This is a genomic window from Neisseria flavescens (assembly GCF_001618065.1).
In the GTDB taxonomy this organism is placed as follows: Bacteria; Pseudomonadota; Gammaproteobacteria; order Burkholderiales; family Neisseriaceae; genus Neisseria; species Neisseria flavescens_A.
On record NZ_LAEI01000021.1, the window covers coordinates 52715 to 69351 of the forward strand.

Here is a 16637-nt window from a genome sequence, read left to right on the forward strand (position 1 = left end):
CTTTTTATAGACGGCTATTTCTCGTTTTTGCGATACCATTCGATGAAGGCATCGGGTTTGACAAAGCCTAATAAGGCTTCGCTATGACTGCCGTCGGCGCGGACAACAAACACGCCCGGAGGGCCGAAGAGGCCGTATTCTTTCAGTAAGGCCTGATGGTCGGGAGTGTTGGCAGTTACGTCGATTTGGAAGAAGCGCTGCATATCGACCGCTTCGTGTACCTGCGGTTGGTTGAGCGTGTAGGCGGCCATTTCTTTGCAGGATACGCACCAGTCGGCGTAGAAATCAATCAGCACGGGCTTGCTTGGATCGGCTTTCAAAGCGGCATCCATAGTGGCTTTGAGTTCGCTGACATCGGTAAACATCTTGCCGTGGTCGGTTTCTTGTCCGGCTTCGGATGGCGGAACCAGCGTTAAGAAGTGGTGCAGGGCGGTGGTTTGTTTATTGAAGCTCTGCCAGCCAAACCATGAGCCGCCAATCAGTAGTAAAAAGCCCAATACGGCGGCAACCGTTTTCAGACGGCCTTTTTGTTTGCCGGATTTCGCCAAAAGCATCAGGGCGGGAACAATCATCAGCAAGGTGTAGAGGCCGACTACTGCGAAATAAGGCAGATGCGGTGTGGCAAGGTATACGGCAACGGCCAGTAAGATGAAGCCGAATGCGTATTTGATGCCGTTCATCCAGTCGCCTGCTTTAGGCAGGATATGGCCGCCGAATGTACCGATGATAATGAGCGGCACGCCGGTGCCGAGTGCCAAGACATAAAGCGCAAGACCGCCCAATACGGCATCGCCGGTCTGACCGATATAGCCCAAAGCAAATGCCAGCGGAGGCGCAACGCAAGGGCCGACAATCAGGGCGGACAAAATACCCATGATAAAGACGGAAATGATTTTGCCGCCGGAGAGTTTGTTGCTTTGGTTTTGGAAATAGGATTGGACGGAGTTGGGCAGCTGGATATTGAAGAGGCCGAACATAGACAGCGCCAGTATCACCATCAACGCGGCGGCGGCAAGTACGACCCAAGGCTGTTGCAGCCATACGGTCAACAGCGCGCCGGTCAAACCGGCAATCACGCCGACTAAGGTATAGGTCAGTGCCAAACCTTGTACATACACCATAGACAAGGTGAACGCGCGGCCTTTGCCGGCTTTTTTATCGCCCACGACAATGCTGGAAACAATCGGTAGGAGCGGATACATACAGGCGGTAAAGCTTAAGCCCAAACCTGCGACAAAAAACGCCAACAGGTTGGCGTTTAAAGTATCCCAAGAGAGCTTGAAGCGGCTGCTGTCGGGATTGTTTGTAGCGGGCTGCGTGGGCATTTGGCCGTCTGAAGAGGCAGATGGTTGCAAAAAGCGGTCTTTGGCAGAAACCGGCTCGTCGCTTTGCGGCTGGTAAACCCCGTTGCCTTTTACGTCAAACTCGGTGTCCACCGGCGGATAACACACACCCACTTCGGCACAGCCTTGATAAGTCAGCGTCAGTTTGTATTGCGGCGCGGCTTGTTTGTAAGGCAGGTCAACCTGTGCGGTATGGTGGTAAACCGTTTGTTTGCCGAAGAATTCGTCTTCTTTTTCTTCGCCTTTGCTGAATTTGGGTTCGGCCAAGACTTTGTCAGGATTGGTCGCTGCAACGATTTTGGACTGGTACATATAGTAGCCGTCAGCGATTTTGAACTGCACGCTGATGCCTTGGTCGGTTACATTGACCTGGGGTACAAAAGCTTGCTCTGGAGGCAGCAAATCATTGGCATCTACTGCGAATGCGAAGCTGCTCAAGCCTAAAAATGCAATGAGGAAATAAAGGAATTTTTTCATAGTATCCACGGATATGCCGTTGAGGAACCGTCATTATAAATGATGGGGAAAACAATCGGCTTAATTTATGTTAAATATTGCGAGAGAAATCTAATGCTTTTGAATTATATCGAAATAGGGTTGCCCATATATGACCGATAGTCTCATGTTATCGTTCAATCTATGCCAAAGGCCGTCTGAAACTTTCAGACGGCCTTTATTTCTATTCGGCTCGGCTTTTAAGGATAAGCGATATAAGCGTAAGCGGAATGGTTGTGTATCGATTCGAAGTTTTCGCTTTCGACGACAAACGATTCAATGCGTTTATCGGCAATCAGCGCAGTGGCCACATCGCGAACCATGTCTTCGACAAACTTCGGATTTTCGTATGCTTTCTCCGTTACATACTTCTCGTCAGGGCGTTTGAGCAAACCGTAGAGCTGGCAGCTTGCCTGTGCTTCGACGTAATCGATAATTTCTTCAATGCCTACATCTGCGTTTGCAATCAGGCTGACCGTCACATGCGAACGTTGGTTGTGCGCGCCGTATTGGGAAATTTCTTTGGAACACGGACACAAGGAAGTAACCGGAACCATCACTTTCAGGCTGTGGCTGTATGTACCGTTTTTGATTTCGCCGGTCAGGGTAACATCATAGTCGAGCAGCGATTGGATGCCGGAGACCGGCGCGCTTTTCTTGCGGAAAAACGGGAAGGAAACGCTGATTTTGCCGGAATGGGAATCCAGCAGGGCAACCATATCGGCAGTCAGCTTGTGCAGCGTATCGAAATCCAAAGCATCGGTTTGTTTTTCCATCAGGGCGACAAAGCGCGACATATGCGTGCCTTTTTGGTCGGCAGGCAGGAAAACCGTCATGGTCAGGCGGGCGACGGTGGATTGTTCGCCTTCTTTGCTTTTGAGGGAGATTGGAAAGCGCAGGTCTTTGATGCCGACCTGATTAATCGGCAGGTTGCGTAAATCGCGGCTGGATTGCACGTCTGCAATGGCGTTCATGCGTGGTATGTCCTTCATGATAGGATTGTTGAGATGCGTGTTGGGGAATCGGCTCGTATCGGCTGATTTGCAAATGCGAGATTATATCACTTGCTTTATCTGCCTGCATTGATTGTTTCTATTTTTCAGATAGTGATAAAATCTTTGATTATTCACATCTACATAGGCAGAGACCAAATGAAATTCGCTACGAAAGCCATTCATTCCAGCTACGATTGCGACGAACACAACCGCGCGCTGATGCCGCCGATTTATCAAAACAGTATGTTCGCGCTGCACGAAATCGGCGAGCAGGTTCCTTACCGCTATTCGCGTCTGAGCAACCCGACCCGCCAGGTCTTGGAAGATACCGTTGCCGATTTGGAGCACGGTGCGGCCGGTTTTGCGTTTTCCAGCGGCATGGCGGGGATTGATGCCGTGTGGCGTACTTTCCTGCGCCCGGGCGATACCATTGTCGCCGTCGCCGATATTTACGGCGGCGCTTATGATTTATTGGTCGATATTTATCAAAAATGGGGTGTGAACGTTGTTTTTGCCGATTTGGGCAATCCGGATAATTTGGACGAACTGCTCAACGCACACAATGTCAAACTGGTTTGGCTGGAAACGCCGTCCAATCCGCTTTTGCGCTTGGTAGACATCAAAGCGCTTGCCGCGAAAGCCAAGGCAGCTGGTGCGCTGGTCGGTATCGACAACACCTTTGCCACGCCGTATCTGCAACAGCCGTTGGATATGGGTTGCGATTTTGTGCTCCATTCCGCTACCAAATATTTATGCGGCCATTCCGACGTACTGATGGGCGTAGTCGTTGCTAAAACCAAAGAGCTGGCGCAGCCTTTGCACGACATGATGGTTCATACCGGCGCGATTGCAGGTCCGATGGACTGCTGGCTGGTGTTGCGCGGTATCAAAACATTGGCCTTGCGCATGAATGCCCATTGCCAAAACGCACTCGAAATCGCGCGCCGTTTGGAAGCCCATCCTGCCATTGAAAAAGTGTTCTACCCCGGCCTGCCGTCTCACGAACATTACGAACTCGCCCAAGCACAAATGCCCAAAGGCATCGGTGGCGTGGTGACGGTTTATCTCAAAAACGACACGCGTGAAGCGGCCAATAGTGTGATTAAAAACATGAAACTGGTCAAAATGGCTTCTAGCCTCGGCGGCGTGGAAAGTTTGGTCAACCATTGCTATTCCCAATCCCACAGCGGCGTGCCGCATGATGTGAAAATGGAAATGGGCATCAAGGTCGGCCTGCTGCGTTTCTCTGTCGGTATCGAAGATGTGGACGATATTTGGAACGATATTTCCAAAGCATTGGATACGACTTTGTAAATAAGGCTTAAAGGTCGTCTGAAGATGAATGGTTTTTCAGACGGCCTTTAAATTATGGTGATTAAGATGAATATCCCTGAAAAATTTATTCGTCCATTCCCCTCTCCGGAAGAAGTTTTTTCTGAAGAGATAGAGCGACACGCGAAACATTTTTTACCCATTTGTTCGCTTAATCTTCAATTTATACGTCCTGACAGTGAAGAGTTCTGGATACATTTCGTCCAACCTGCGGAAATTCATTCGGGTTGCGTAGGTGAGCATACATCGGCATTTCATGACCGCTATAATTTTGAGGACAGTATTTGTTTTGATGTCGATGAGAACGGTAAATATCGATTTAATGGCGATTGGCGTTTTTTTATTTTGGAAAATAAAGAAATGCCGTCTGAAATCAAAACTAGAATAATGGAACAAGCGCATAAGATTGCGGAAAAACAGGGTATAAGTTTTGATCAGGCGGCTTGGTATAAAACGCCGCATATTTATCGGCAAGATACGCAGGAAGAATTAGAAAACGTATATAGAATCAATCATCTTTGTTTTAATGCCATCAAAAATTTGTATCTGAAATATGGAGAATTCCTTCAGGAGTATGTGCCTATTGAGCTGGGCAGCAAATATACTTTGGAAGAATTGGTTGCATTGAAGGAAGCTGCAGATTCACAATGTCAGGGTGATGGGTTGGATAGAGATTTGATTGAGGATGCCGGCGGATTATCAGAGGGTATGTTGGAAGAAGGTTTTAACCATATTGATGAAATGTTCCAAGAAGAGTACGGTAATTTAGTGGATACACCCAAACGAGACGATGGAAAAGTTTTTTCTTATGTCGGCTATTTGAGCGGATATAAATTTCAGGAATATGGTTGCGATGAGTTATATCTATTTTTTGATGCAGACAGTAAAAAAGCCGTTGTCCGTTTGGTTTACAGTTAAATGATAAAACAGATTTTAAAAAAGGATGAATCATGAAAACCCTTATTTCAGCAATGATTAGTGCATTTGTATTGGTTGCTTGTTCTACGCCTGCCGATAAGCCTTTACCTAATCAACCACAAACTTCTTCTGCCAAATTATCTGAATCACATCAAATGAAAATGCCTACTCTAGCCGCCAAATGGCGTGTTGTCGCTTTCAATAAATTCACCGAAAAAGATTTGGCCGGTACTGATGCCTATCTGGATTTGAGCGAGATGCCTAAGGCGTATGGCAAGATGGGGTGTAACGGTATGATGTTCCAAGCCAATACGATTGGTTCGGACAAAATTGATTTTGGCCATATTGCGGTAAGCATGATGCTGTGTGAAGACATGAAGCTGGAAGATGCGTTTTTGAGCAAACAAAGCGTATGGAACTATCGTTTTGACGGTAACGATTTGATTTTGGAACAAAAAGGTATCAGTATCCGTTTGCGCCGTGAATAATCTTAAAGGCCGTCTGAAAATAAATATTTCAGACGGCCTTTTGAATCTTTATAATAAGCCCTATTTGAAACTGATACCGAATATCAAGGAAACCTATTATGGCAGCTTCTCCAGAAGCCAAGTTTACCGAAGAAAAAGTCTTGTGGATCAAACACCATACGCCTAAGTTGATGACTTTTGCCATCAGCCGCCCCGAGTCCTACCGTTTTTCGGCAGGGCAGTTTTCGCGCCTTGGTTTCCGTGACGGCGAGGGCTTTATTTGGCGCGCGTATTCTGTCGTGTCTGCCGAATACGCCGATACGCTTGAGTATTTCGCGGTGTTAATCGAAGGTGGCCCGATGTCGGCGCGTTTTGCTGCGATGAAAGAGGGCGACACTATTTTATTGGATAAAACGGCTACCGGTTTCCTCTTGCCCGAGCGTTTCCCTGACGGCAAAGATTTGGTCATGCTCTGCACGGGTTCCGGCATTGCGCCTTTCCTCTCCATTATCGAGCAGCCTGAAATTTGGCAGCGTTTCGACCGTTTGGTTTTGGCGCATTCCGTCTCTTACGCCGACGAGTTGATTTTCAACCAACGCCTTGCCGATTTGAAAGAGCATCCGCTGATTGAAGAATATTTCCATAAATTCACTTTTGTTCCGGTTACCACGCGTGAGGAAACAGAAGGCGCATTGAGCGGTAAACGGATTCCCGAATTGCTGAAGAATGGCGACTTGGAAGAAAAAGTCGGCTTCAAGTTCACCAAAGCCGATACGCGCTTTATGGTCTGCGGCAATCCGGCAATGGTCAAAGACACTTTCCAAGCCCTGATGGATTTGGGCTACGCCATGCACCGCAACCGCATCCCTGGCGAAATCATGATGGAAAATGGTTTTTAACAGATAAATAGTCAAAGGCCGTCTGAAAGTTTCAGACGGCCTTCAATATTAAATATAAACCGAAAATCAGAGAAAATATGAATATCAAACAAATTATCCAAGCCCTGCCCAAAGCCGAGTTGCACGTCCATATCGAAGGGACGTTCGAGCCGGAGTTGATGTTTGAAATCGCCAAGCGCAACCGTATAGCGATTCCTTATGAAAATGTCGATGCGGTACGGCAGGCTTATGATTTTCACAATTTGCAGTCGTTTTTGGATATTTATTATGCCGGTGCCGGCGTATTGTTGCACGAGGAGGATTTTTACGATTTGACCCGCGCGTATCTTGAGCGTTGCCGAGAAGACAATGTCGTGCATACGGAAATATTTTTCGATCCGCAAACCCATACTGCGCGTGGCGTTTGAAACCGTGATTAACGGCATTGTCCGCGCCTGCCATGAAGCCGGGCAGCAATGGGGCATAAGTACGCGTTTGATTATGTGTTTCCTGCGCCATTTATCGGAAGAAAGCGCATTTGAAACCTTAAATCAGGCTTTGCCTTATAAAGAACACATCATCGGCGTAGGCTTGGATTCGAGCGAACTGGGGCATCCGCCGTCCAAGTTTGAGCGCGTGTTTGCGCAGGCGCGGGCGGAGGGTTTGTTGACGGTGGCGCATGCCGGAGAAGAAGGCCCGCCGGAATATGTTTATGAGGCTTTGGACTTACTGCATATCCGCCGTATCGATCATGGTGTACGGGCGGAAGAAGATGAGGCCTTGATGGCGCGTTTGATTAAAGAGCAAATGCCGTTGACCGTTTGCCCGTTGAGCAATTTGAAATTGAAAGTATTTCCGGAGATGGCAAAACACAATTTGCGCCGTATGTTGCAACGCGGCGTGTTGGTAACCGTCAATTCCGATGATCCGGCGTATTTCGGCGGCTATATGAACCGCAATTTTGAAGCGCTTGCCGAGACTTTGGATTTGAGTGCGGAAGAAATCAAAACCTTGTGCGCCAATTCGTTCCGCGCTTCGTTTTTGAGCGAGGCGGAAAAGGAAGAATGGATACGGAAGATTGAAAGTTTTAATGTTGAATAACGATAAAAGGCCGTCTGAAAAAGTTTCAGACGGCCTTTTATCATGGCGGTTAATAGTCGACTTTGATTTTAGGCGTTTCCTGCGCGGCTTTGTATTCTTCTTCCAATTCAAAGCGCAGCGGATACAAATTCAATTTTTCCATCAGCAGGCGGTCGCCGTCTTCGTCCGGATTGCCCGTAGTCAGCAGCTTGTCGCCGTAGAAAATCGAGTTTGCGCCAGCCATGAAACACATGGCCTGCATGGATTCTGGCATATTGCTGCGGCCAGCGGACAGGCGGACGTAACTGTGTGGCATGGTAATGCGCGCGACGGCGATAGTGCGGACAAATTCCGTCCAGTCCAAATCTTCGGCATCGGCCAGCGGCGTGCCTTCTACTTTGACCAACTGGTTAATCGGTACGCTTTCGGGCTGAGGGTCTAGGTTGGCAAGGCTGGCAATCAGACCGGCGCGTTCGGCGCGGGTTTCATTCATGCCGACGATGCCGCCGCAGCAGACTTTCAAACCGGCATTGCGGACTTTGCCCAAAGTATCCATGCGGTCTTCGTGTTTGCGGGTGTGGATGATGTCGTTGTAGCGTTCGGGGTCGGTGTCGAGGTTGTGGTTGTAGTAGTCCAAACCGGCTTTTTTGAAGTCTTCAGCCATGCCGTCTTCAAGCATGCCGAAGGTGCCGCACACTTCCATGCCCAAGCCTTTCACCGCGCTGATGATTTCGGAAACGACAGCCACGTCTTTGGGCTTGGGACCGCGCCATGCCGCGCCCATGCAGAAACGGCTGGCGCCGCGCGATTGGGCAATTTTGGCTTTTTCGACGATTTCGTCCACGTCCATCATCTGCTCTTTGCCCAGATTGGTGTTGTGGTGTGCCGATTGCGGGCAGTAGGCGCAGTCTTCGGGGCAACCGCCGGTTTTGATGGAGAGCAGGGTGGAAAGTTGGATTTCGCGCGGGTTGAAGTTTTGGCGGTGGATTTCGGCGGCTTGGAAAACGAGGTCTAGGAAAGGCAGTCCAAACAAAGCCTCGACATCGCATTTTTTCCAATAACGCGCAGTCGGATGCGGCTTGCGCTCGGTTTGACGGCGCAAGGCTACGGGAGATACGGTCATAGTGTGTTCTTTCGTGTTTACAGCGACGCAGTGTCGCTGACGGCTTGACTTCCGGCGCAATGACGGCAGCAGCAGGTTTGAAATCAATATAAAAGGCCGTCTGAAACGGCGCAGCAAGTGTAACGCTTTTGATAATGTAGAGCAAATGTTTCAGACGGCCTGAAATATGGTTTGCCCGGGTTTGCTATAATCGCATTTTTAATTTTTCCGTTTTCTTATGAACGCGCCCAAAGCCTTCGCCGTACTCGGCCCGACAGCCGGCGGTAAAACCGCACTGGCCTTAAATATTGCCCAATCGTTGCCGGTAGAAATCATCAGTTTGGATTCCGCGCTGGTGTATCGCGGTATGGACATCGGTACGGCCAAGCCGACTGCCGAAGAGCTTGCCGCCGTACCGCATCATTTGATTGATATTATCTCGCCGCTGGAAAGTTACAGCGCGGCGGATTTTGTCGGCGACTGCGTGCGCTTGGTGAATGAAATACATACGCGCGGACGCTATCCGCTGATTGTCGGCGGCACGATGATGTATTTCCACGCGCTGACGGAAGGTTTGAACGATTTGCCCAGTGCGGATGCGGAGGTGCGCGCACAACTTCAGGCGGAAAAGAACGAACACGGTCTGGCAGGCCTGTATCGCCGTTTGCAGGAAGTTGACCCAATCACGGCAGGCCGTCTGAAAGCCAATGACAGCCAGCGTATTGAACGCGCTTTGGAAGTCTATTTTTTGACCGGCAAGCCTTTGAGCGAACATTTCACAGAGCAGAAGCAGGCCGCGCCTCTATTGGATTTATGCACGGTTGCCCTTATCCCCGAAGACCGCCATTTGTTACACCGGCAAATCGAAAAACGCTTTTTAAGTATGCTGGAACACGGTTTCCTCAATGAAATGCACGCTTTACGCCGCGATTATCCGCAGCTACATGCCGATATGCCGTCTATGCGCTGCGTGGGCTACCGTCAGGCTTGGGATTATCTCGAAGGCGAAACCGATTATGACACTTTTGTCGAAAAAGGCATTGTCGCCACGCGCCAGCTTGCCAAACGCCAGTTGACCTGGTTGCGGAAAATTCCTTTGGCGCACACGTTAGATCCTTACGCAGACAGCGATTATGTTCAGACGGCCTTAGCCTTGGCGCGTCAGCATTTTCAGGAATAATCCATGCTGACCACGCCACCACTCGCGCCTAAGACGTTGGCCGCATTAAAAGAATTGGGTATTTGTACACTGCAAGATTTACAGGAAATCGGCGCAGTCCGTGCATTTCTATTGCTGAAAGCGTCGGGTTTGACCATAACCAAAAGCACCTTGTGGCAACTGGCTGCACTGGTTTCGGGTGTGAATGTCCGGCATATTTCCGAGGAGAGAAAGACGGAGCTGGGCGAGGCCTTGAAAAACCATCCGCCTGTTGCCGTTTTCCCTTCGCAAAGCGATATGGAAGCCTTTATGCGGCTGGCGATACAACAGGCCAGACAATCGGCGGCATTGGGCGAAGTGCCGGTTGGTGCGGTCATCGTATATCAAGGCAAGGTAATCGCAGCGACACACAATACCTGCATTGGCGACCACAATGTCAGCCATCATGCCGAAATCAACGCGCTTGCCGCTGCCGGCAAAGCCTTACAAAATTACCGTTTGGAAGATTGCGACGTGTACATCACATTAGAGCCTTGCTCCATGTGCGCATCTGCCTTGATACAGGCACGGGTCGGGCGCGTGATTTATGGTGCGGCCGAAGCTAAAACCGGTGCGGCAGGCAGCGTGGTCGATTTGTTTGCCGACAAACGTCTGAATAAGCATACCGCAATTTTAGGCGGCATATTGGCAGAAGAATGCCAAAGCGTATTGCAGGATTTCTTTGCGGCCAAACGTAAGGCCGTCTGAATCTCAGACGGCCTGTCAGCAAAAATACTTTATTTTAAATTTTCGGATTTCCCATGTCAGTCAATCATTACGAAAACTTCCCTGTCGGCTCCATTGTGCTGCCGCGCCGTTTGCGCAAGCCGGTTCACGCCGTTTACACTTTTGCACGGACGGCGGACGATATTGCCGACGAAGGCAATGCCGAAGCAGCCGAACGCCTGCGCCAACTGGATGAGCTGAAGGCAGAGTTAGACCGCATTGCACAAGGCGGGAAACCTCAAACGGCTTTGATGCAGCGTTTGTACAACGAAGCGATTGGGCCGTTTCAATTACCGTTGCAGCCGTTTTATGATTTGCTGGCGGCGTTCAGTCAGGATGTGGTCAAAACCCGTTATGAAAACTTTGGCGAATTGATTGCCTATTGCCGTTTGTCCGCCAATCCTGTGGGACGCATTATGCTGCATTTGTACGGGCAAACCGATGAAGTGAGCATGGCGCAAAGCGACGGCATTTGCACTGCTTTGCAGCTGATTAATTTCTGGCAGGACGTGGCGGTAGATTGGCAGAAAGGGCGCGTGTACATCCCTCAGGAAGATTTGCAGAAGTTCAAAGTCAGCGAAGAACAGATTGCGGCCGGCAAAGCCGACTTTGCTTTTCAACGACTGATGGCGCATGAGTGCCAACGTGCTTTTCAAATGCTGAAGGCCGGATCGCCGTTGGGCAAAACCCTCAAAGGACGAATCGGTTTTGAGTTGCGCATGATTATTGTTGGCGGCCAGTTGATTTTGCAGAAACTGGACGGTTGCAAATATGACGTGTTTAACCAGCGGCCGCTGTTGGATAAGAAAGACTGGATGATTATCATCAAACGGGCTTTGATGAAGAAATAAAAAAAGGCCGTCTGAAATTGATGTTTCAGACGGCCTTGATGTTTTTCGATTAGCGGTTTTTCAAACGGTTGATGCGGTTGTCCAAAGAAGGATGGGTGCTGAACCAAGAATCTTTGGCTTCGCTGGCAATGCCCATTGCCGTCATGGTTTGCGGCAGGTCGCTGGGGTTGCCTTTCAAGCGTTGCAGGGCGGCAATCATTTTTGGCGCGCCCACCAGTTTTGCAGCGCCCGCATCGGCGCGGTATTCGCGTTGGCGGCTGAACCACATCACGATGATGCTGGCGAGGAAGCCGAATACGATCTGCAATACCATGCTGACCATGAAATATGTACCTTGCGACGTACTGCCGTCATTGTTACGTGCCACCATGCTGGAAACGATACGCGCCAAGAAGACGACAAAAGTATTCACAATACCTTGAATCAGCGTCAGCGTTACCATATCGCCGTTGCCGACGTGCGCCATTTCATGCGCTAAAACTGCTTCGACTTCATCGCGGGTCATGTGGTCGAGCAGGCCGGTGCTGACGGCGACGAGCGAACTGTTTTTGGTTGCGCCGGTTGCAAAGGCATTAGGCTCTGGGGAGTCGTAAATGGCTACTTTCGGCGTTTTCAGATTCCATTGGCGGGCTTGCGCTTCAACAGTTGCCAACAGCCAAGCTTCTTCTTCGCTTTGGGGTTGGTCGATGACGACGGCGCCAACTGAATGTTTGGCGATAGTTTTCGACATCAGCAGGGAGACAATCGAGCCGCTGAAGCCGACGACTGCGGAATAAGCCAACAGGCTGCCGACTTGGTCGGTACTGTTGATGCCCAAGATGGCCAAAATAACACGGATGACAACCAGAACTGCGATATTGGTTGCGATAAATAAGAAAATGCGTTTCACCGATTATTCCTTTTTAGTGTGGTTTGTGAGGTGATTTTTATATGGGCGCATTGTCTCAAAAACTCTATAGAGATGAAACAGCATGATAGGCAAAGGTATGCAAATTCAAAGCAATTGAAGCAAAGGCCGTCTGAAAAAGCAGTATTTATGGTTAAAAACAGCCTTTCAGACGGCCTGTATTGCAAACAGATATTATTTTCCGAATTCTTTCAGCCAGTCTCGAGCTACCAAAAATTGATTTAATGCGGCTTCTGGAGAACCTTCTTCCGGCGCATATTGATACTCGAAGCGTACCAAAGGCGGCATGGACATCAAAATGCTTTCCGTACGGCCGCCGCTTTGCAGGCCGAACAGCGTGCCTCTGTCCCAAACCAAGTTAAATTCCACATAGCGTCCGCGACGGTAGAGTTGGAAATCGCGTTCACGTTCTCCATAAGGCGTATTTTTGCGTTTGGCCACAATCGGCAGATACGCTGCGATATAGCCTTCCCCGACTGCCTTGATAAAATTCAAGCAGGTATCGAAATCCCAGCGGTTTAAATCGTCAAAAAACAGGCCGCCCACGCCGCGTGTTTCATTACGGTGTTTCAAATAGAAATATTCGTCACACCATTGTTTGAATTCAGGATAAACCGATTCGCCAAATGGCGTGCATAAGTCCCGCGCCACTGTGTGCCAATGCACGATATCTTCTTCAAAAGGATAAAACGGCGTTAAATCAAAGCCGCCGCCAAACCACCAAACCGGCTCGGCATTTTCAGGATAGGCAATAAAAAAGCGCACATTGGCATGGCTGGTCGGCACATACGGATTTCTCGGATGAATGACCAGCGACACGCCCATGGCTTCAAACGCCGCGCCTGCCAATTCCGGACGATGGGCAGTGGCAGAAGCCGGCATTTGGGTTCCCTTTACATGCGAGAAATTCACACCTGCCTGCTCGAATACTGCGCCGTTTTTCAATACGCGGGTTTCGCCGATGCCCAGTTTCCCCGTCCATGCTTCATGCACAAATTTGGCTTTGCCATCTTCTTGCTCCAGCGCGGCGCAGATTTGGTTTTGCAGGGTTTTGAGGAGGGTTAGAACGGATTCTGTGTGCATGATATATCCTTGATGGTGTTTTGTTATGGACAAATTTTTGCACAGGCCTATCTTGTAACCAAGCTTCATTCATCAGCAATAGGTTGAAAGGTATCGATGATGTTGCGATACCTTTCAGACGGCCTTGATTTATTCAGTAAAAAAAGTATGTGCGCCCAAATAGTTTTTGGCGTAGAACGGAGTGGAAAGTTTTTCGGTTTTGATGGTTTTACCACTGCTGGGGGCGTGGATGAATTCGCCGTTGCCGATGTAGAGGCCGACATGGGAATATTTGTGTGCGCCGCCGGTATTGAAAAAGACCAGATCGCCGGCTTTTAATTTGTCATCGGAAATTTTACGGCTGGCTGCGGCCATATCGCGCGCGGTGCGTGGCAGATTGACATTGAGGGCGTTTTTATAGACGAATTGGATCATGCCGCTGCAGTCAAAGCCTGTGGCTGTGGTGCTGCCGCCCCATTTGTAGGGCGTGCCGATTAGGCCTAGGCTGTGAAGCATCAATTCCTGCGAACCTTGGGTGCGGTCGATATGGGAAATGCGGACAGGTTGGACTTTTCTGGCGGTTGTTTGTGGCTTGTGGGATTTGTGTTTGCCGATGGTGCCGCAAGAGGCCAACAATAGGCCGGTGGTACAAACAAATAGGGTTTTGCAGATGAGTTGATACATGGTGAATTCCTTCGGCCGCATGATTTCTGTTTTCAGACGGCCTCTATAATAATCCTTCTATGGGCAGGATGGACAGGATTTTTGAAGTAATCCGTTTCCAGAACTTGGCTTCGGGTTCGTGTGCGTAAGTTCGTTTTTCGCTTGGGTCATACCAGTATAGTTTATTGTAATTGCCAAGCGTTACCTGATAGGCGTAGTTTGGGGTGGTCGTAACGAGGGTTCGCTGCATTTGGCCTGCGATTTCGGGGCTTTCGATGACGACACCCATTTCGGTATTGAGCCGTGCGGAGCGTGGGTCGAGGTTGAATGAGCCGATGAAAATGCGTTTCTCGTCCACGATGAATGTTTTGGCATGCAAGCTGGTGGCGGAGCTACCGGTCAAGCCGCGGTCTTTGGAAGTCGGAACGGCGTGGTTTGGCTGGAGTTCGTAAAGTTTGACTCCGGCTTTAAGCAAAGGTTTGCGGTATTTGACGTAGCCGGAATGGACGGCGGCAACATCGGTTGCTTGGAGCGAATTGGTCAGGACGGTAACGTCCACGCCGTTGTGAATCAGCTTTTCTATGGCCTTAACGCCCGATTTTGTGGGTACAAAATAAGGGGAGACAAGGTAAACGCTTTTTTCTGGTTGCTTGAGGGCATCTTGCAGGCGTTCGGAAATAGGCGGTTTGTGCCGGTCGCGGTCTAAGCCTTTGGCCGGGTCATCGCTGATCAGGCGTGTGCTGACGCTTTGCCACTCCATAAGGTTGCTCTGCATTTTTTGATAGAGGTTGGAGTGTTCGATACTTTGACGGTAGCGGATGAGCGTTTGGTTTTTATCTTGGTCGGTGTAATCGAGCTCTACCAATCCTTTTTGCAGGTTTCCCCGTTTGATGATGCTGGTTGCGTTGTAGGCGGAATGACTTGCCCAATAGCGGTCGAAGTCTTGGGAAACTTCGGTTACGACGCGGCCTGTGGCGAGGATATCGAGGTCGGCAAAGATGGTATCGTCGTTAACCTTAAAATATTCGTCGCCGATATTGCGTCCGCCCAAAATGGTAGCACGGTTGTCGGCGGTAAACGATTTGTTGTGCATCCGGCGGTTAAGTCGCGGAAAGTCAGTAACATAGCCGAGTGCACGCCATTTTCTGAAAATAAAGGGATTAAACAGACGGACTTCGATATTGGGATGATTGTCGAGTGCAAGCAGGAGATCATCCATGCCGTTGGTGTTGTTGTCGTCCAGAAGCAAACGCACACGGACGCCGCGTTCGGCCGCGCGATGAATCAGGTTGAACAAAAGCTTGCCGGAGATGTCGTTGTGCCAGATATAGTACTGCAAATCGAGGGTATGGTCGGCGGATTCAATCAGGGCGGCACGGGCGACAAAGGCTTCATGGGCATCGTTCAGCAGATAGATATGGGAAATATCGGCCTTGGAGGGAGTAGAAGGAATACCTAAGGCGCTGTCCAGTCGCGGCGTTGAAGGGATGTCAAGATAACTGCTTTGGGTGCGTTCGTCCAATGATGGCAAAAACGCGGCGCAACCGCCCAATAGCAGGGTATAAAGAAGAGGAAGATGAAATTTCATGGGAAACCGGTACAAACAATCCCTACCTAAATGACATTTAGGCAGGGATTGAATTGAAATTAAGTTGCTTGAATCAGCTTAGAAGGCAACATAATTTGCCGGATTGACCGGTTTGCCGTTTTGACGGATTTCAAAGTGCAACTGAGTGCGGGATGCATCGGTATTACCCATGTGCGCAATGGTTTGACCGCGTTTCACGGTTTGGTTTTCATTAACCAGCAGGCGTTGGTTGTGGCCGTATGCGCTCAAGAATGAGGAGTTGTGTTGGATGATGACCAAGTTGCCGTAACCGCGCAAGCCTGAGCCTGCGTAAACGACTTTACCGTCTGCCGCTGCAACGACAGGCTGACCTTGTGTACCGGCGATATCTACACCTTTGTTGCTGCCGCCGAAGTTGGCAATAACGTTACCGGTAGTCGGACGCTGCCATGTGATGCCGCTAACGTTGCGGCTGCTGCCGGTAGACACGGTTGGTGTATTGGCAGGAGTGCTTGGAGTCGGAGCAGTGGTTGTAGTTGTTGGAGTAGAAGGTTTGCTTGCAGAAGCTGCCGGTGCAACGTAGCCTTCAGGTTTCACACGGAGGGTTTGACCAATGCTGATGGTGTTGTCGGCCAAGTTATTCCATGCACGCAGATTGTCTTGGGTAATGTTGTAGCGTTTGGAGATGTTGTAAACGGTATCACCACGAACAACAGTATGTGTCGCTGCATTAATATCAACAGGCGCGTAAGAAGGCGTGTAAGTGCCGGTGCTGCCGCTGTTATATGTTGGAGCAGGTGTACTTGCCGGCGGAGTGTATGGAGCGTCTGCCGCTGGGCTGGTGTTGGTATTGTAAGGCGCTGCACCGTAAGGATTGTCAGCGGTAGAGTTTGTTGTTGAACTACCGCTTTGTGTGCCGACGACTACAGGAGCCGGTTGTTGGCTGGCACAGGCTGCAAGTAATAAAACCAAAGCTGCCGATCCGGCATAAGATACACTTTTTTTCAACATGTTAATGACTTTCGTATTCGGGTAATTGTTCTCGTCGGAGCA

The 16637-nt window shown here is 49.7% G+C and carries 15 protein-coding genes and 1 pseudogene; 8 read left to right on the forward strand and 8 right to left on the reverse strand.

Translation table 11 applies throughout. From position 1 onward, the window contains the following. Window positions 1–14: 14 nt before the first annotated feature. Entirely contained in the window at window positions 15–1820 is a 1806-nt protein-coding gene (gene dsbD / locus TW89_RS03925) for a protein-disulfide reductase DsbD (protein ID WP_128580636.1), read from the reverse strand. A gap of 218 nt (window positions 1821–2038) precedes the next feature. Next, the gene (gene folE2, locus TW89_RS03930; RefSeq protein WP_049329433.1) at window positions 2039–2812 is read right to left on the reverse strand and encodes a GTP cyclohydrolase FolE2; all 774 of its coding nucleotides are present in this window, start codon (window positions 2810–2812) and stop codon (window positions 2039–2041) included. 177 nt (window positions 2813–2989) lie between these two features. Here folE2 and TW89_RS03935 point away from each other — a divergent pair, with 177 nt between their 5' ends. The 5 genes and pseudogenes from TW89_RS03935 to TW89_RS03955 all read left to right on the forward strand — a co-directional run bounded on the left by TW89_RS03935 (window position 2990) and on the right by TW89_RS03955 (window position 7529). Beyond that, window positions 2990–4147, forward strand: a complete 1158-nt coding sequence (locus TW89_RS03935; RefSeq protein WP_128580611.1) for a trans-sulfuration enzyme family protein — start codon at window positions 2990–2992, stop codon at window positions 4145–4147. A 66-nt stretch (window positions 4148–4213) separates the two neighbouring features. Next, window positions 4214–5083 carry a hypothetical protein gene (locus tag TW89_RS03940; RefSeq protein ID WP_128580612.1) on the forward strand — a complete coding sequence of 290 codons (870 nt, stop codon included), beginning with the start codon at window positions 4214–4216 and terminating at the stop codon, window positions 5081–5083. Window positions 5084–5115: 32 nt separating this feature from the next. Next, complete coding sequence (locus TW89_RS03945; protein ID WP_128580613.1) at window positions 5116–5571, forward strand: META domain-containing protein; 456 nt, start codon at window positions 5116–5118, stop codon at window positions 5569–5571. A gap of 98 nt (window positions 5572–5669) precedes the next feature. Continuing rightward, window positions 5670–6449, forward strand: coding sequence for a ferredoxin--NADP reductase (locus tag TW89_RS03950; RefSeq protein WP_128580614.1), 780 nt, complete (start codon window positions 5670–5672; stop codon window positions 6447–6449). A 77-nt stretch (window positions 6450–6526) separates the two neighbouring features. Then, window positions 6527–7529: pseudogene (locus tag TW89_RS03955) on the forward strand (adenosine deaminase). A gap of 49 nt (window positions 7530–7578) precedes the next feature. Here the strand turns inward: TW89_RS03955 and bioB are convergent. Further along, window positions 7579–8631: a biotin synthase BioB gene (gene bioB / locus TW89_RS03960; protein WP_004519884.1), complete on the reverse strand. Its 1053-nt coding sequence runs from the start codon at window positions 8629–8631 to the stop codon at window positions 7579–7581. Between the two features lie 217 nt (window positions 8632–8848). Here bioB and miaA point away from each other — a divergent pair, with 217 nt between their 5' ends. Genes miaA through hpnC form a run of 3 tightly spaced genes read left to right on the forward strand, consistent with a single transcriptional unit; the run spans window position 8849 to window position 11385 of the window. Next, window positions 8849–9790 carry a tRNA (adenosine(37)-N6)-dimethylallyltransferase MiaA gene (gene miaA, locus TW89_RS03965; RefSeq protein ID WP_128580615.1) on the forward strand — a complete coding sequence of 314 codons (942 nt, stop codon included), beginning with the start codon at window positions 8849–8851 and terminating at the stop codon, window positions 9788–9790. A 3-nt stretch (window positions 9791–9793) separates the two neighbouring features. Beyond that, window positions 9794–10516 carry a tRNA adenosine(34) deaminase TadA gene (gene tadA / locus TW89_RS03970; protein ID WP_128580616.1) on the forward strand — a complete coding sequence of 241 codons (723 nt, stop codon included), beginning with the start codon at window positions 9794–9796 and terminating at the stop codon, window positions 10514–10516. Window positions 10517–10569: 53 nt separating this feature from the next. Further along, a complete protein-coding gene (gene hpnC, locus TW89_RS03975; protein WP_128580617.1) occupies window positions 10570–11385 on the forward strand; it encodes a squalene synthase HpnC in 816 nt (271 codons plus the stop codon). Window positions 11386–11434: 49 nt separating this feature from the next. Here the strand turns inward: hpnC and htpX are convergent, their stop codons facing one another. The 5 genes from htpX to TW89_RS04000 form a co-directional block, all read right to left on the reverse strand. Then, window positions 11435–12274 (reverse strand): protease HtpX, encoded by an 840-nt coding sequence (gene htpX, locus TW89_RS03980; RefSeq protein ID WP_128580618.1) that lies wholly within the window; start codon window positions 12272–12274, stop codon window positions 11435–11437. Between the two features lie 192 nt (window positions 12275–12466). Then, window positions 12467–13375, reverse strand: coding sequence for an oxygen-dependent coproporphyrinogen oxidase (gene hemF / locus TW89_RS03985; RefSeq protein WP_128580619.1), 909 nt, complete (start codon window positions 13373–13375; stop codon window positions 12467–12469). A 129-nt stretch (window positions 13376–13504) separates the two neighbouring features. After that, entirely contained in the window at window positions 13505–14038 is a 534-nt protein-coding gene (locus tag TW89_RS03990) for a C40 family peptidase (RefSeq protein WP_128580620.1), read from the reverse strand. A 43-nt stretch (window positions 14039–14081) separates the two neighbouring features. Further along, a complete protein-coding gene (locus tag TW89_RS03995; protein ID WP_128580621.1) occupies window positions 14082–15605 on the reverse strand; it encodes a phospholipase D family protein in 1524 nt (507 codons plus the stop codon). Between the two features lie 78 nt (window positions 15606–15683). Further along, complete coding sequence (locus TW89_RS04000) at window positions 15684–16595, reverse strand: peptidoglycan DD-metalloendopeptidase family protein (RefSeq protein WP_128580622.1); 912 nt, start codon at window positions 16593–16595, stop codon at window positions 15684–15686. Window positions 16596–16637: the final 42 nt, after the last annotated feature.

What these genes read in the sequence shown, in the direction of transcription:
- TW89_RS03990 (WP_128580620.1), bottom strand. Translation starts at nt 14,038, where the DNA reads ATGTATCAACTCATCTGCAAAACCCTATTTGTTTGTACCACCGGCCTA.
- miaA (WP_128580615.1), top strand. Translation starts at nt 8,849, where the DNA reads ATGAACGCGCCCAAAGCCTTCGCCGTACTCGGCCCGACAGCCGGCGGT.
- tadA (WP_128580616.1), top strand. Translation starts at nt 9,794, where the DNA reads ATGCTGACCACGCCACCACTCGCGCCTAAGACGTTGGCCGCATTAAAA.
- TW89_RS03950 (WP_128580614.1), top strand. Translation starts at nt 5,670, where the DNA reads ATGGCAGCTTCTCCAGAAGCCAAGTTTACCGAAGAAAAAGTCTTGTGG.
- hpnC (WP_128580617.1), top strand. Translation starts at nt 10,570, where the DNA reads ATGTCAGTCAATCATTACGAAAACTTCCCTGTCGGCTCCATTGTGCTG.
- TW89_RS04000 (WP_128580622.1), bottom strand. Translation starts at nt 16,595, where the DNA reads ATGTTGAAAAAAAGTGTATCTTATGCCGGATCGGCAGCTTTGGTTTTA.
- dsbD (WP_128580636.1), bottom strand. Translation starts at nt 1,820, where the DNA reads ATGAAAAAATTCCTTTATTTCCTCATTGCATTTTTAGGCTTGAGCAGC.
- TW89_RS03945 (WP_128580613.1), top strand. Translation starts at nt 5,116, where the DNA reads ATGAAAACCCTTATTTCAGCAATGATTAGTGCATTTGTATTGGTTGCT.
- TW89_RS03995 (WP_128580621.1), bottom strand. Translation starts at nt 15,605, where the DNA reads ATGAAATTTCATCTTCCTCTTCTTTATACCCTGCTATTGGGCGGTTGC.
- folE2 (WP_049329433.1), bottom strand. Translation starts at nt 2,812, where the DNA reads ATGAACGCCATTGCAGACGTGCAATCCAGCCGCGATTTACGCAACCTG.
- hemF (WP_128580619.1), bottom strand. Translation starts at nt 13,375, where the DNA reads ATGCACACAGAATCCGTTCTAACCCTCCTCAAAACCCTGCAAAACCAA.
- TW89_RS03935 (WP_128580611.1), top strand. Translation starts at nt 2,990, where the DNA reads ATGAAATTCGCTACGAAAGCCATTCATTCCAGCTACGATTGCGACGAA.
- TW89_RS03940 (WP_128580612.1), top strand. Translation starts at nt 4,214, where the DNA reads ATGAATATCCCTGAAAAATTTATTCGTCCATTCCCCTCTCCGGAAGAA.
- bioB (WP_004519884.1), bottom strand. Translation starts at nt 8,631, where the DNA reads ATGACCGTATCTCCCGTAGCCTTGCGCCGTCAAACCGAGCGCAAGCCG.